Annotated in this window: 13 protein-coding genes; 3 read left to right on the forward strand and 10 right to left on the reverse strand. The window is 41.8% G+C overall.

Going from position 1 to position 14,083, the window contains the following annotated elements; all coding sequences use genetic code 11:
- Positions 1 to 12: 12 nt before the first annotated feature.
- The 8 genes from EHQ62_RS08780 to cmk all read right to left on the reverse strand — a co-directional run bounded on the left by EHQ62_RS08780 (position 13) and on the right by cmk (position 6,732).
- A complete protein-coding gene (locus tag EHQ62_RS08780) occupies positions 13 to 582 on the reverse strand; it encodes a hypothetical protein (protein WP_135641968.1) in 570 nt (189 codons plus the stop codon).
- Positions 583 to 693: 111 nt separating this feature from the next.
- Positions 694 to 1,455, reverse strand: a complete 762-nt coding sequence (gene fabG, locus EHQ62_RS08785) for a 3-oxoacyl-ACP reductase FabG (protein ID WP_015678965.1) — start codon at positions 1,453 to 1,455, stop codon at positions 694 to 696.
- 138 nt (positions 1,456 to 1,593) lie between these two features.
- The gene (gene plsX, locus EHQ62_RS08790) at positions 1,594 to 2,616 is read right to left on the reverse strand and encodes a phosphate acyltransferase PlsX (RefSeq protein WP_135641970.1); all 1,023 of its coding nucleotides are present in this window, start codon (positions 2,614 to 2,616) and stop codon (positions 1,594 to 1,596) included.
- Between the two features lie 5 nt (positions 2,617 to 2,621).
- Positions 2,622 to 2,822 carry a 50S ribosomal protein L32 gene (gene rpmF, locus EHQ62_RS08795; RefSeq protein WP_015679024.1) on the reverse strand — a complete coding sequence of 67 codons (201 nt, stop codon included), beginning with the start codon at positions 2,820 to 2,822 and terminating at the stop codon, positions 2,622 to 2,624.
- 67 nt (positions 2,823 to 2,889) lie between these two features.
- Positions 2,890 to 3,504, reverse strand: a complete 615-nt coding sequence (gene hisG, locus EHQ62_RS08800; RefSeq protein WP_135641972.1) for an ATP phosphoribosyltransferase — start codon at positions 3,502 to 3,504, stop codon at positions 2,890 to 2,892.
- A gap of 3 nt (positions 3,505 to 3,507) precedes the next feature.
- Positions 3,508 to 4,254, reverse strand: a complete 747-nt coding sequence (locus tag EHQ62_RS08805; RefSeq protein ID WP_135641974.1) for a tetratricopeptide repeat protein — start codon at positions 4,252 to 4,254, stop codon at positions 3,508 to 3,510.
- A gap of 4 nt (positions 4,255 to 4,258) precedes the next feature.
- Positions 4,259 to 5,959 carry a 30S ribosomal protein S1 gene (locus EHQ62_RS08810; RefSeq protein WP_135641976.1) on the reverse strand — a complete coding sequence of 567 codons (1,701 nt, stop codon included), beginning with the start codon at positions 5,957 to 5,959 and terminating at the stop codon, positions 4,259 to 4,261.
- Between the two features lie 20 nt (positions 5,960 to 5,979).
- A complete protein-coding gene (cmk, locus tag EHQ62_RS08815; protein ID WP_135641978.1) occupies positions 5,980 to 6,732 on the reverse strand; it encodes a (d)CMP kinase in 753 nt (250 codons plus the stop codon).
- A gap of 144 nt (positions 6,733 to 6,876) precedes the next feature.
- Between cmk and EHQ62_RS08820 the strand changes: the two genes are divergently transcribed.
- Positions 6,877 to 8,394, forward strand: coding sequence for a histidine kinase dimerization/phosphoacceptor domain -containing protein (locus EHQ62_RS08820; RefSeq protein WP_135641980.1), 1,518 nt, complete (start codon positions 6,877 to 6,879; stop codon positions 8,392 to 8,394).
- Between the two features lie 108 nt (positions 8,395 to 8,502).
- Here the strand turns inward: EHQ62_RS08820 and aroA are convergent, their stop codons facing one another.
- Positions 8,503 to 9,789 (reverse strand): 3-phosphoshikimate 1-carboxyvinyltransferase, encoded by a 1,287-nt coding sequence (gene aroA, locus EHQ62_RS08825; protein ID WP_135641982.1) that lies wholly within the window; start codon positions 9,787 to 9,789, stop codon positions 8,503 to 8,505.
- Positions 9,790 to 9,876: 87 nt separating this feature from the next.
- Between aroA and EHQ62_RS08830 the strand changes: the two genes are divergently transcribed.
- Both EHQ62_RS08830 and EHQ62_RS08835 read left to right on the forward strand, forming a co-directional pair.
- A complete protein-coding gene (locus EHQ62_RS08830; protein ID WP_135641984.1) occupies positions 9,877 to 12,414 on the forward strand; it encodes a cyclic nucleotide-binding domain-containing protein in 2,538 nt (845 codons plus the stop codon).
- Positions 12,415 to 12,452: 38 nt separating this feature from the next.
- On the forward strand, positions 12,453 to 13,355 hold the full coding sequence (locus EHQ62_RS08835) for an NAD(P)/FAD-dependent oxidoreductase (protein ID WP_135641986.1): 903 nt from the start codon (positions 12,453 to 12,455) through the stop codon (positions 13,353 to 13,355).
- On the opposite strand, the gene EHQ62_RS08840 is transcribed toward EHQ62_RS08835, so the two are convergent.
- Positions 13,356 to 14,042, reverse strand: coding sequence for a hypothetical protein (locus EHQ62_RS08840; RefSeq protein WP_100717704.1), 687 nt, complete (start codon positions 14,040 to 14,042; stop codon positions 13,356 to 13,358). It abuts the gene before it with no gap.
- Positions 14,043 to 14,083 lie beyond the last annotated feature (41 nt).

Consider the following 14,083-nt stretch of genomic DNA (forward strand, 5'->3'; position numbering starts at 1 on the left):
CCGTTCGATCGATTATCGAATCAGACGCTCATAAATCTGTAAAAACACAACCCCTAAACCACCGATGGTTGCCCCAACAATGGGAATCCCCAGAATTCGAATGGTAAAATTGATGGCATCCAATCTTTTTTCAATGGATTCAAAACGAGCATCCATCGTTGATTGCATGGACTCAAAGCGAGCATCCATGGTCGACTGCATGGATTCAAAACGAGCATCCATAGTTAACTGCATGGATTCAAAACGAGCATCCATGGTTGACTGCATGGATTCAAAGCGAGCATCCATCGTTGATTGCATGGATTCAAAACGAGCATCCATGTTTGATTGAAAGGATTCGAATCTTTGGTTCATCTCGTTACGCAAAAATTCGGACCTTTGGTTCATTTCATAACGAATGGAATCAAAACCAGTTCTCACCTCTTGGTGCATGGGAAGGATCTTAGTGTCTTGCATATTGGTGATGCCCTGGTCACGTTTCTCTTCAATAGTATCAACGATCCAGTCTTGTATTTCAACCGCGATTTTCGTATCAATCTGCGCTTTTTCTAGAATTTGGTAGAGTTTTTGTTGGGTTCGCATGGATTTCTCTATAAAAGAGGAGAAATCAAGTGGGTGTAGGGCCTATTTTTTTTGGAATACGATCCACTTGAGATCAATGCAAACCCCAAGTGGAAGGAAACGATTTTGGTTTTAGTGACCGCCACCTGGCAAAAATCCACCACCATTGATATCAAGGATATGACCTGTGATAAAAGAAGAGGCGTCAGATGCGAGGAAGGCAATACCGTTTGCGATGTCTTCAGGAAGACCAGCACGTTTTAACGGGATCGCTTGCACCATACCTTGTCTGATGTTCTCTGGGATGGCTTCTGTCATTTCAGTTGCGATAAAACCAGGAGCAATTGCATTACAACGAACCTTTCTTGATGCCATCTCAAGTGCCACAGCCTTAGTAAAACCAATCACACCTGCTTTCGAAGCAGAGTAATTTGTTTGTCCAATGTTTCCGTTTTCACCAGAGATAGAAGATAAGTTGATGATGGATCCACCATTTTCTTGTTTCATCATTACTTTGATTGCAGCTTGTGTACAGAGGTAAGTTCCAGTTAGGTTGACAGCAATGACTGCATCCCACTGCTCCTTTTTCATTCTCATAAGGAGAGTGTCACGAGTGATACCAGCGTTATTCACGAGGATATCAACAGATCCAAATTCTTTTTTAGCAGAATCAATGAGTTTTTGTGCATCTTCTTCCACCGATACGTTCGCAACAACGGCAATGGCTTTGTAACCTTTAGATTTAAGTTCTTCTGCAGTTGCATTGGTTGCTTCTGGGTTCATGTCCGCTACGACAATGTTTGCACCAAGAGATGCAAGTTTCAAACAAGTTGCCTTTCCAATTCCTCTTGCACCACCGGTTACGATGGCTGTTTTCCCTGATAAACTGATCATTTTTGGTTCCTCTTTTTTCTAATTCCTAAACTATTTTCTTAACAAAATCCTAAACAAACAAAATAAAACCGTTCTATCGTAGCGTTAACCGAATCCCACCCACCATAACAAGTGCTAAGCGAAATTAACTTACTACCTTCAATTGGAATCTCCCAAAATGGTTTTGTATTCACCAAGCCTTTCGCGAATCCTTTCGTTGATTCCGTGTTTGGCGCATTCGGAAATCACTCTTACTGCATTTTTAACAGCAAGTGCATTGGAAGACCCATGTCCAATCATACAAATCCCTTCCACACCTAGGAGTAGTGCTCCACCATATTCAGCATAATCTAATCTTTTTTTCACAGCATTAAAGGTGGATTTTAATAATAAGGCTCCAGTCTGTGCAAGGCTGGATTGCCGAATGGAATTTCGTAAGACATTAAAAATAGATTTTGCAAGTCCTTCCGTCGCTTTTAAAACAATGTTTCCTATAAAACCGTCACAAACAACAACGTCCACATCACGACCACTCCCGTACAAATCACGGCCTTCTACATTCCCAACAAAGTTAAATGGAATTTTTTTTAAGAGGTCAAAGGTTTTAACAGAAACTGTATTCCCTTTTTTGTCTTCTTCCCCATTGGAAAGAATACCAACCTTTGGATTTTTGACACCAAAGAGTTCACGTGAATAAATTTCACCCATAACAGCAAACTGTGCCAAATATTCTGGTTTGCAGTCTACATTGGCACCGGCATCTAACAAGATAACAGGTGGTCCAACTTCTCTTGGAATGGGAGCTGCAATTGGAGGACGCAAAACACCTGGTAGTCGGCCTAAATGCAATAATGCAGCGGCCATAGTTGCACCAGTGTTTCCAGGTGAAAACACGCCGATACATTCTTTGTCTGCTACCAAACGAACTGCTTTTACTACGGAAGAATCCTCCATAGCGCGGACTGCTATGGAAGGAGAATCATTCATACCGATGATCTCGGTAGAATGTACGACACGGATTTTCTCTGTGTCATAATCGAATTTTAACAGGATATCAAGTAACTCTTGTTCATCGCCAACGAGCGAAACGGACAGTCCGAATTCTCGTACTGCCAGAACCGCGCCCTCGACGATCGCTTCAGGGCCGTAATCTCCGCTCATCGCGTCCACGGCGACCCACATAACGGTTAGTTATCTTCGGTTGTTTTTTTAACTTTTTGAGCGACTACGAGTTTTCCCTTATAAAAACCGCAATAAGGGCAAACACGGTGGGACAGAACAAATGATCCACAATTGGAACACGGGTTTAAGTTAGGTTTGCCAATCGCATGATGGGCTCTTTTTGTTCTAACTTTCGATTTTGATTTACGTCTCTTTGGGACTGCCATGGCTATCCTCTATGGAATTATAACTGGTTTTTACTATGTTTTGGAAATCCGATGTGAAAACAATATTTTAATTTTCTAGGCTCTCGATAAGAGACCGTAATTCGGCGTGTTTGTGATAAAAAGAGGAGCGATTGGCTACCAAACGGGCTGTACTATACAAAATTGACTCAAATTCTTTGAGTCCATTGGCCTTTAAGGTTCCGCCAGTGGAAACTAAGTCCACAATGCAATCCGAAAGTCCTACAATGGGTGCCAGTTCAATGGAACCATAAAGTTTGATGATCTCACAAGAGATGCCTTTGGAAAAAAAATACTCACGGGTTAGGTTTGGGTATTTGGTGGCCACTCGCACTTTGGATCGTTTGGCAAACAGATCAAAGTCAGGAAACGAGGCGAGGGAAAGCCTGCAGGCACCGAGTTTTAGGTCCACAGGGGCAACTAAATCAAAACCACCCTCTTTTAAGATGTCCCAACCCACAATGCCCGCATCCGCCGCAGCTTCTTCCACGTACGTGCATACATCTTGGGATCTAACAAAAAGTAAACGGAGGCGTTTGTCTTCTGAGACATAGGTCAGCTCTTTGGAACCCTCGGATGGCAAGTTTTTTAGCCACCCTTTGGATTGCAAAAGAAGAGCAGTTTCTTCGGCAAGCCTACCTTTCGGAAGAGCCAAAGTTAACATAGATTAGTTTTTCCCGAGTTTTAGCAGTAAGTAACTAGAAAGCAATTTGACTTCTTCGCCAGATTCTGCGCTGTCAAGTTTCACAGCTTTTTCCAGGAATTGTTTTGCACCTGGTTTGTCACCAGTGAGGTAAGACAATCTTCCTGCTTGGTAGTATGACCACGCCTTAAACCCATTGAGTTCACGTGCAGGCTCCACCACAGTCGCAGCGATTTTATAATCTTCCAACGATTTCGCGTTGTTTTTTTCACGTTCACGGTAATTTCCCGCGATGTAAAAATAAAGAGCTTTGATTTCTTTTGGTGTGTCGATTTTTTTTGCCGCATCTTCTAAGTAAGCTGCTGCCTTTCCAAATTCACCTTTTTCTGCATACAATTTGGAGAGGTCCTTCCAAACCCTAAGTTCCATACGACCGGTACTTTGGTTTTGTAAAAACACTTCCAAACTTTGGATTTGAGCATCCAAACTAACGTTTGCTTTTTGGTGGGTGAGTTTTAAATCTTCTAAGGTAACCGTTTCTTTTTCAAACAGGTATTGTCTGTACTCAAAAAAACCAATGACACAAGCTAACACAACAATTGCGGAAGCAAGGGAGATAAAAACTGACTTACGATTTTTAGCTAAAAAATGAGTGAACTTTAAAAACAAAAGTTCTGCTTTAGAACCCTCAAAGTCAGCGAACTCATCCTTTTGGATGAGTTCGGCTTGTTTTTTTTGTTCGATGATGTTCTTTTTGTGAAACTTATCCATAGACCTATCGGTTTTGGTTTAAATTCATAAAAGATCCGATGGACTCACGTGAAGGTTGGTTGTCTTCCTTCATGTATTTTGCCATCTCTTCTCTTTCTACTGCTTTATCAAAGTCTTTGATCGAAAGAGAAATCTTTTTGTTGTTTGGTTCAATTTTCACAACCACTGTGCGAACGGAATCACCAACTTTATAAAGATCTTCTAATTTAATGTTACGACCATCTGGGATTTCAGAAATGTGAACAAGACCTTCGTAACCTGGTTCTACTTCTACGAATACACCGAAACTCACAATCGACTTCACACGGCCTTCCACAAGGGTACCCGGTGGGTATTTTTTGCGGAGTGCTTCGTATGGGTGCTCAGAAAGTTGTTTGAGCCCACAGCTGATTCGTTGTGCATCTAAGTTCACATCTAGGATTTTGTACTGAACCGACTGTCCTTTTTTAAGGAGGTTTAGTGGGTTCTTTTCTTTTTCATCCCAAGTGATATCAGAAATGTGAATGAGTCCTTCGATTCCACTTTCTACTTCCACGAAAGCACCGTATTTGGTGATCCCAGTGATTTTCCCTTCGAGAACATTTCCTGCACGAACGTTAGCCGAAAGAGCTTCCCAAGGGTTAGGAAGGAGTTGTTTGAGTCCGAGAGACAAACGTCTTGCTTCGAAATCAATGTCTAAAATTTCAGAGTCAACTTCTTGGCCTTTTTTCAAAACATCTTTTGGATGTGGTGGTTTTTTTGCCCAAGAAAGTTCTGTTGTATGGATGAGACCTTCCAAACCTTCTTTGAGTTCTACGAAAGCTCCAAAGTTGGTAAGGGAAGTTACGATCCCTCGCACAACCATTCCTTTTTCGAGTTCTTTTTTTGCCCAAGCCCAAGGATCTTCATACAACTGTTTGATGCCGAGGGATAGTTTGTTATTTTCCTTATCAACTTCGAGTACGATGACTTCAACTTCTGCACCGATGTTGAAGTATTGTTTGAAAGGAGCAAATTTTTTATAAGAGATATCATTTTGGCGGAGCAATCCCACCACTTCATAAACAGAAAGGAAAACACCAAAATTGGCAATTTTCACAACCTTTCCTGTTACCTTGTCTCCTACTTTGACTTTACCGAGGAGTTCTTCCCATTTCTCGCCGTTGATTTCGTCGAGAAGGGTTTTACGAGAGACCACACCGGTCCTTGTTTTTTCATTCAGCTCAATGATTTTGAAAGAAAACTCTTTTCCACCTTCTGTGGATTCTTTGAAACGAACGCCAACGTGTGAAGCAGGAAGGAACAGTTGGATGCCTTCGCTTTCTACGAGGTAACCCTTGTTTTTCACTTCTCCTACAATTTTACCCGAAAGTGGGTAACCGTTCTGGCTCGCATCTTTGATGGTTTCCCAACCAACTCTTTGGTCCGCTTCTTTTTTGGAGAGGACACAATACCCGTCGACCCGCTTTTTGATGATCGCACTGACTTTCTCACCACGTTTTGGCGTTTCAGAGAAGTCTTCACGAGGAACACGAGCTTCTAATTTTTCTCCAATATCAAGGAAAACAGTGTCACCGATGACATCGACTACAGTCCCTTCAATCAGGGTGCCTTTTCCTGCGGAGTTCTCTTGTTCTTGTGCTTGTGACTGCGATTCCCACTTCTCTAATAATTCGCCGAAGGAAGTGGTCTCATTTTTGGGGGAGGATGGGTTGGTTGAATTCAATGGTTACCGGGATACAAAACTTAGATTTGCCCAGAGGGTGAAACCTTGGACAGGATAGTATTTAGGACAGTTTCTGTGTCGAGGGTGCTCGTGTCAATCAGGATTGCGTCCGAAGCTTGTTTGAGGGGAGCCACAGTACGGGTGGTGTCACTTTCATCCCTAGCCACAATTTCCTCTTTGATGTGGTTTAGGTCGGCCTTGAAGCCTTTGGCAACTAATTCATCATATCGGCGTTTCGCCCGGACTTCCACAGAAGCGGTGAGAAAAAATTTGAATTTGGACTTGGGAAACACTTCGGTCCCGATATCGCGCCCGTCCATCACCAGTTTGTGGGTTTTGGCAAATTCGCGGATATGACGGTTTAGGATCTCACGAAAGGCACGCCTTGGTGCAATGTAACGGATTTTTTTTGTGATTTCGGGGTCTCGGATTTCGTGGCTTATGTCTCGATCACCGAGAAACATAAGGTTCTCCCCTTGGGAAGAAAGTTCACAATGAACGGGGATCTTTGCGACCGAAAATCCGAATTCGGCCTCGTCCTTCTCGAGAAGGGTGGCATCCGCAAGTTTTTCTGTAAAAAAGGGGAATCTCGACTCATCTTCTTTTGTGGCGAGAAATTTTTCCCAAACTGCAAATGTCAACGCACGGTAAAACGCTCCTGAATCCAAATAATGGTACCCGAGTTTGTTTGCGATCATTCGGGCAAGGGTACTTTTTCCGGAACCTGCCGGTCCATCGATGGCGATTACGTTTTCTATCAATTGTAAACTCATAATTAGAAGACCAAAGTACCAGAGAGGAATTGAATTCGTCGAGAGGAATTCTTGGGACAAAACATAAGCTAACCTAAAGTATATGTATTCATATTGACATGTTTTTTTTCGTCTCAAAGATCATGGGCAAAAGGTGGGGTTTTCGTGAAAGTTCGAAATCGTAATCTGGATCCAGAACGTATCGCTGACTTTGAAAGTTTCCGAAGTGGGATTTTGGAACTCATCGTCAAAAATGCGCCCCTCCCTTCCATCCTCAATGAAATCGTTTTAGGCATCCAAACTCTTAACCAAACAATGGTATGTACGATTGTCCTCATCCAAGATTCAAAAATTAAAATCGGTGCTGCTCCCACTCTTCCCAAAGAATACAATGATGCGATCGAAGGAGTGAAGATTGGCCCAGAAGTTGGTTCTTGTGGTACGGCCGCCTACACAGGCAAACGTGTGATCGTCACCGACATCAATCAAAGTCCTTTGTGGAAAAACTACAAAGAGATCGCGTTAAAAGTAGGACTACTTGCTTGTTGGTCGGAGCCTATCCGCTCCCATGACGATACTGTCCTTGGAACCTTTGCGATTTACCACCGTGAAATTGCAAGTCCTGATGAATATGATATCTTTATCATCACAGAAACGGCAGACCTTGTGAGCATTGCCATCGAAAAATCAAAAACATCTTTGCAACTTGTGGAAAGTGAAAAACGATTTCGTGATTTTTTTGAAAAGAACTCTTCTATGATTTTGATCCTAGATCCAGAAACGGGAGAGATACTGGACGCAAACGAATCCGCAGTTTTATTTTATGGGTATTCCCATACCGAACTCACCCAAATGAAGATCGATCGAATCAATCAAAGGGATGGAAACGGTTGGGAACAAAAAAAGATTCTATTGGATGAGGAAGGGAAAAGTTTTTATCCTTTCACACAGATTTTGGCAAATGGTGAGACCAAACAAGTGGAAGTGTATTCAACTCCAATTGAATCAAACCAACGCCAACTTCTCTATTGCATCATCCACGATGTGACGGAAAGAAAAATTGCAGAAGAAAAAGTGAATGCCTTGCTCTCAGAAAAGGAAATGATCCTTCGAGAAGTCCATCACCGAATCAAAAACAATATGACAATTTTAAGTAACCTATTGCAACTGCAGGTGGTATCAAATGAAAATGATGCTGTCAAAAGTTCCTTAAAAGAAGCCACAAGTCGCATCAAAACCATGTCAATCCTCTATGATAAACTGTATGCGGGAAAACCTGTCCAAGAATTTTCTTTAAAAGAATACCTGGAACCGCTATCAAAAGAAATCATCTCCTTATTCCCCTTTCCTGTAAAACTCCAGTTTGAAGCAGAAGATTTTAAATTGAGTCCCGAACAATTGCAAGCGATTGGGATCATCACAAATGAACTCCTCACCAATAGCCTTAAATACGCTAAAAATAACAGCAATGGTCTAACAATTTCCATCCGTGTTTGGAGGGAAGGGAACCATTTTCATTTGGAGATTCGAGACAATGGGGATGGATTTGAATTAGAAACATCAAATTCCGAAAACCAAGGTTTTGGGATCAATTTGGTGACAATGCTCACCAAACAGATCAAAGGTGAATTTTTCTTTTTAGGTGAGAATGGAGCCGAATACAAATTCAAGTTCCCTGTTTAAACCTCTTACCTTCACTTGAGAAAAACCTTAAAGTGAGTGGTTCCCATTGGTTTGGATTCGCCTAAGTTTTGGGTTCTGGAATTATGCCACCAATTCTCGGTACACGAATCAAAACGATTTTAGAATTTCAAAGAATCCAGGGAAACTTGTATCCACCCAACTTGTATCATCAAACGAAAGTTCAACGCCTGAAAGTTTTGATAAAATAGCAAAACTCATCGCGATCCGATGGTCCATAAAGGTTTCGATTTTGGTTTTTTGAATGGATTCAATTTCACCAAATTCATAACCATCTTTCACTTCTTTCACTTTCACACCTAATTTTTCTAAATTGGTGACCATGGAATGGATCCTGTCAGATTCCTTGGTTCGGAGTTCCTCCGCATGGGAAATCTGAAAGCCACCTTCAGAAAAAAGACCTGCGATGGTAAGGATCGGAATTTCATCTATGATAGAAGGGATTAAATCTTCTGTAATAACAGTTCGTTTGAGTTTGGATGGATACACGAGTAAATCACCAATCTCTTCCCCACATTCCACTCGTTTGGCGATGATTTCGATGTTTCCTCCCATATTTTTTAAGACAGTGAGGATCCCAATCCGAGAAGGATTGAGGCCAATGTTTTTAATGAGAAGTGGTTCACTGCCTCCCACACAAAGGCCAAATACGATATAAAATGCTGCGCTCGAAATGTCTCCAGGGATCACATACTTGGTCCCTTCAAAGTTGTAGGGAGGTTTGACAGTGAAATGAACTGGAGAGTGGTGGACAATGTCTCCACCGAGGAAACGGATCATATTCTCGGTATGGTCTCTCGAAACTTCCGATTCTTTGTATTCGATGGAGATACCAGAAGCCAAAGCAGCTAGAACAAGGGCACTTTTGATTTGTGCTGAGGCGATGGGACTTACGTACGAATAACTTGTGAGTTGTTTTCCCTGGATTTGCAGCGGAGCTCGGTCATTCCCTTCAACAGAGACAATCTGAGCTCCCATCTCTTTTAATGGGTTCATGATCCGAGCCATTGGGCGTTTGCAAAGTGAAGCATCCCCAGTGAGTGTCGCATGGATACCAGGAAGGCCTGAGATGAGGCCCGCAGAAAGCCGAATCCCTGTCCCCGCATTGCCAAAGTCCAAAACCTGATTTGGTGATTTGAGATGATTTTTTCCTGGGCTTACCACTTGGTAACTGCCCTTCCCGATGGATGTGACAGAAAGACCCATTGATTCAAAACAATGTAAGGTATGAAGAGGGTCTTCCCCTTCTAAAAAGCCATGGATTTCGGATTTTCCTTGGGAAAGGGCACAAAAAAGCACTGACCTATGTGAGATCGACTTATCCCCAGGGACATAAATTTCTTTTTTGGCATTTAATTTGATTTGTGGTCGCAACATGTTGTATTTTTCTAAAAAGTATTTTGCAATTTGGCGCTTCTTTATTAGCGTTTGTCGGAAACCTAAGTTTCTTTTACGAACAACCAAATGCCTCTAGATACCAGTAAAAATAACCAAAAGATCCCAGTCAATCCAGGTGAAGTCCTTTTCATTGGAGGTAAGGCCTCAACGTCCATGAACATCCTCCATGAAGGTTCGGTGCGAGTGGAAACCACTCTCGGTGACACAAGCATAGTTCTCTATAGTTTGGATGGTGCCAACCTAACACCTGGTATCTTTGCTCTACTGGAAGGGACACCTTACCCTTATACCATTCGTGCGAAAACGACTTGTGTGGTATCCACATACGTGATGAACCAAGCCAATGCCAAAAAAACACTCACATCCAAGGTATCGGTTGGGGTGATGGCAGTTCGTACCTTACTCAAGGAAATTGGAGAACTTTACAAACGAGTATTGTCCATCAAGGGACTATCTGCAAAATTTGAACAGACCATGGATAACCTTGGTGCTGTGTATTATATTCTAAACCCTTCTATCTTTTCTGATGTCACTCCAGGCTCTCTCATCACTCGGGATGAAAACATCATTGATCCCGTGATGAAACTCATCCGAAACAATTTGGCAGGTTACCAAGAACACGGTGGAATTTTGCCAGACAAACCTTCTATCACATTTTTAGAAGAAGACCATGGAGAATTTTTTGAAAAGGATTATAGTGAATCCATTGAGTGGAATGATGCCGAATTCCATTTCATTCGGAAGATCCTTTCTGTGAATCCCAAAATTTCACAGGCTTTGTTTGAAGCAGATCCAAGCCTTTTACAAAGTGCGGCGGAAAGTTATGTAAAAACCTACCGCGAGTTATTTGAACTGCTCAGCAAAGAAACTTATGATTTATCAGAAATGATGGGTTCTATGTTTGCCGGAGAAAATGCACTCTTAGAAAAATTTAACCTGACTTTGGATTTATTTAACACAGGTTACTCAACAATTCCTTCCACTACCCTTCTTCCTATCACAGAATGGGCTTTGAAAAAATCAAAATCGCTTTTGGAAGAATACAAACAAATTTTTGGAACCAATTATGCATCTCTTGGCAATAGTTTGGACAAATTAGAATCCAAACAAGCAGAGCTCACTTCGAAATACGGCCACGAACTCAGTGCGCAAAAAAACAAAGAAGAAGCCATTGCCCAAGGTGGCGATCCTATCCGTGCAGGGATTGATACCAAGGCTTTAAAAGTGGAATTATTAAATTCTGCAAGCCAGATCCTCAATTATTCCCAAGCAGATCCAGAGGCAGTAAAAGAATTTTCCACATTAATGGTAAAACTGAAGTCCTTTAAAAATCCACTCGATCCTGAGCCCGATAATCGTAAAATCAGAAGGACCATTGCCAAAACGTATTGGGATGTATACAAAAAGTCATTCACCAAATGGCTGCAAGCTGGGAAACAAGCTCCCAAGGCAGTCGAGCTTATGTTACGTTACGGATACTTTGATGAAACCTTACTTGATGATGGGCATATTGTAGAACTAGTAGGCCGTTTGTACCAACCAGGGGGTAATCCAAGTGCACCCATCCACCATGGCACAGATTGGTTAGAAAAGATTTATTCACGAGAAGTTCCTACTTCCGTTGACGAACTTGGCCAAACCTTCTTTGAAAAATTAAAAATGGACCTCAAAGATTCAGGGATCAAATCCGAAAAGGACATACCACCTGATTATGATACAGGAGAAGCGAGATTAGGATCTGAAATCTCTTCCATGTACGAACCAAACGTACGTTTGACGTCAGGGAATATTGCGAGCCATTTCCCAATTTTAACAAAATACCATATCACAATCCCTCTCGAAAAATGTTTTGTATCCAAAGATGATGTCGAAAAAGCCTTACAATACATTTTAAGCATTGATTACACTGCTTTCAATCGTGAGGTCATTTACCGAAATGAAGAAATTGGAATCAAAAACGAATTCATCCAAAGGTCCATTATACCTGATTTTATCCTAGTTCCATCCATTGGACCAAAGATCATGATGTGGCAAGACCTTTCCATTTTCCGTGGAGCTGGCTCTAAGGAGTCAAGGGGTCGAATTTGTATCCCACATTTTGTAACGGGAGACCTCAAAACCTTTATGTTGGAAGCGATTGCGGCATTCCGTTGGGAACTTTGCAAAAATATCCTCGGACCAGATTGGAACAACGTAGGGATCCCTTCCATCACAGCAGATTACACAGATTATGTGCAGTTTTATAAAAAAAGTAAGGATCTTTCTCCAGAACTCAAAGAAAAAATTTCATCTGAGTTCAAACGATTCCGTACTGACCGAGATAAATTTGCATACGACTATTCTTTATGGATACGATACGAAGCAGAAGGTGTACAAAGGGTAAACCGCGTTGTCCGTTCGATCTTTTACAGGCATATCCCTTTCCACAAAAATATCCGTGAGAAAGTTTCCACACAACCGGCGTATTCTGAACTCCACAATCGATTCAAAAACATTCGTACCCGCCAACACAAAGAATTTGAAAACAAGTACAAAAAGTACATGGATGCAAGTGGAAACTTACCAAAAGAATTGTATGAGAATTTAACCTTTTACGAAGTTTAATCCTTGCCAGATTTCATAAATGCAACATCGTTGCATTTATGAAATCCACTCAAAACGCTGACGTTGCCATCATAGGTGGAAGTTTTTCGGGACTCTCTGCGGCCCTTTCTCTTGTTAGATCCCTTCGCAATACCATCGTCATAGATGCAGAAAGACCCTGTAACAAAAATACGCCTGCTTCTCATAACTTGATCACCCATGATGGGGTTCACCCATCCATGATTCGTAAAAAAGCAATTTCTGACTTAATGCAGTATCCAAACTTTCAATTATTGTTAGGAGAGGTAACAAACATCAAACCAAATGGATCTGGATTTTTAATCCATGGGGATGGTTTTTCTGAAATCCAAACCAATAAATTAATCTTTGCGACTGGCTTAAAAGACATTTTACCGGAGATTCCTGGATTTGCAGAGGCCTGGGGAAAATCGGTCATCCATTGCCCGTATTGCCATGGTTATGAATTTGTGGGCTCCCATACAGGTTTATGGATGAATGAACCAGGTGTATACGAACATTCTAAATTTTTAAAACATTGGACCAAGGAATTAACTGTTTACACAAATGGACCCGTCCAGTTTCCAATAGAAGAACAAACCCAATTAGAATCAGAAGGGATTTCTATCGTCACCGATGTCGTAAAGGCGCTTTATCATTCGGAAGGACAGATTTCCTCGATTTCATTCGGTTTAGGAAAAGATCATCCCATCCAAGCTTTGTATACGAAGTTACCAATGATACAACATTCAAGATTACCAGAAGAACTTGGCATTAAACTTTTACCCAGTGGTCATGTAGAAGTAACAAATTTTTATGAAACCAATTTACAAGGAGTTTATGCAGTAGGAGATATGGCATCCATGTTTCGGTCGGTAGCACATGCGATCCACTCAGGGAACTTGGCAGGGGCAATGCTCAACCGAGCTATGATTTTGACGTAATTATACTTCTTCTACAAAGTAAGGTCTTGTGTATTCGCGGACAATCTCTACCACAAATCGGCCCCAGGATTTTGGGTCTTCTTGTGAGATGTTCACTTGTTTGATTTTTGGGAAGTAAGCGGTGGGTTTGAAGACGGAATGGGTGAGCTCGAGTGCCCGCAAATAATTATCCAATCGTTTCACTTTGACAAAATTGATGATTTCGGTTTGGATTTTTTCTTTGGGGAGGTATCCCACAATGATCATCCTAGGGAAAAGGTTTTTCTTCAGGAGGCCAATGAAGTCTTCAAAACTATCCACACGGTCGATAAAACCTTCGTAAGCACCACCACCTAGGTTCATGATCTGGGTCACAATGTCCATGGAGAAGGACACCCCTTCCATCGTAGACATGTCGGAAATGATGACTAGCCCCTCGTCAGGTTGGAACACCTTAAACATATCCGCACCTTTGAAGTGGCGGCGGAGGAGTTTCGCAGCAGAAACGTCAATTTCCTGGGCTTTCGCCAGAAGTACTTTCCCTTGTGGGTCCAAAATGGGGTCTCGGGTGATGAGGTACCGCTTTTTCACGGCATTTTGGTTCATCACTCGAAAGGCCTTTACTTTTTCTTCGATTTCATCTAAAGTAGAGTAACCAATTTTGAGTACGTTCTCCCGTTTTCTTTTCCCTATGTCTGTTTCTTCCATGAAAGCTTGGTGCCTAAATCTTTGTATTGCTTATCCTATGG

Origin of the sequence: Leptospira jelokensis (genome assembly GCF_004769635.1) — a bacterium.
GTDB lineage: Bacteria > Spirochaetota > Leptospiria > Leptospirales > Leptospiraceae > Leptospira_A > Leptospira_A jelokensis.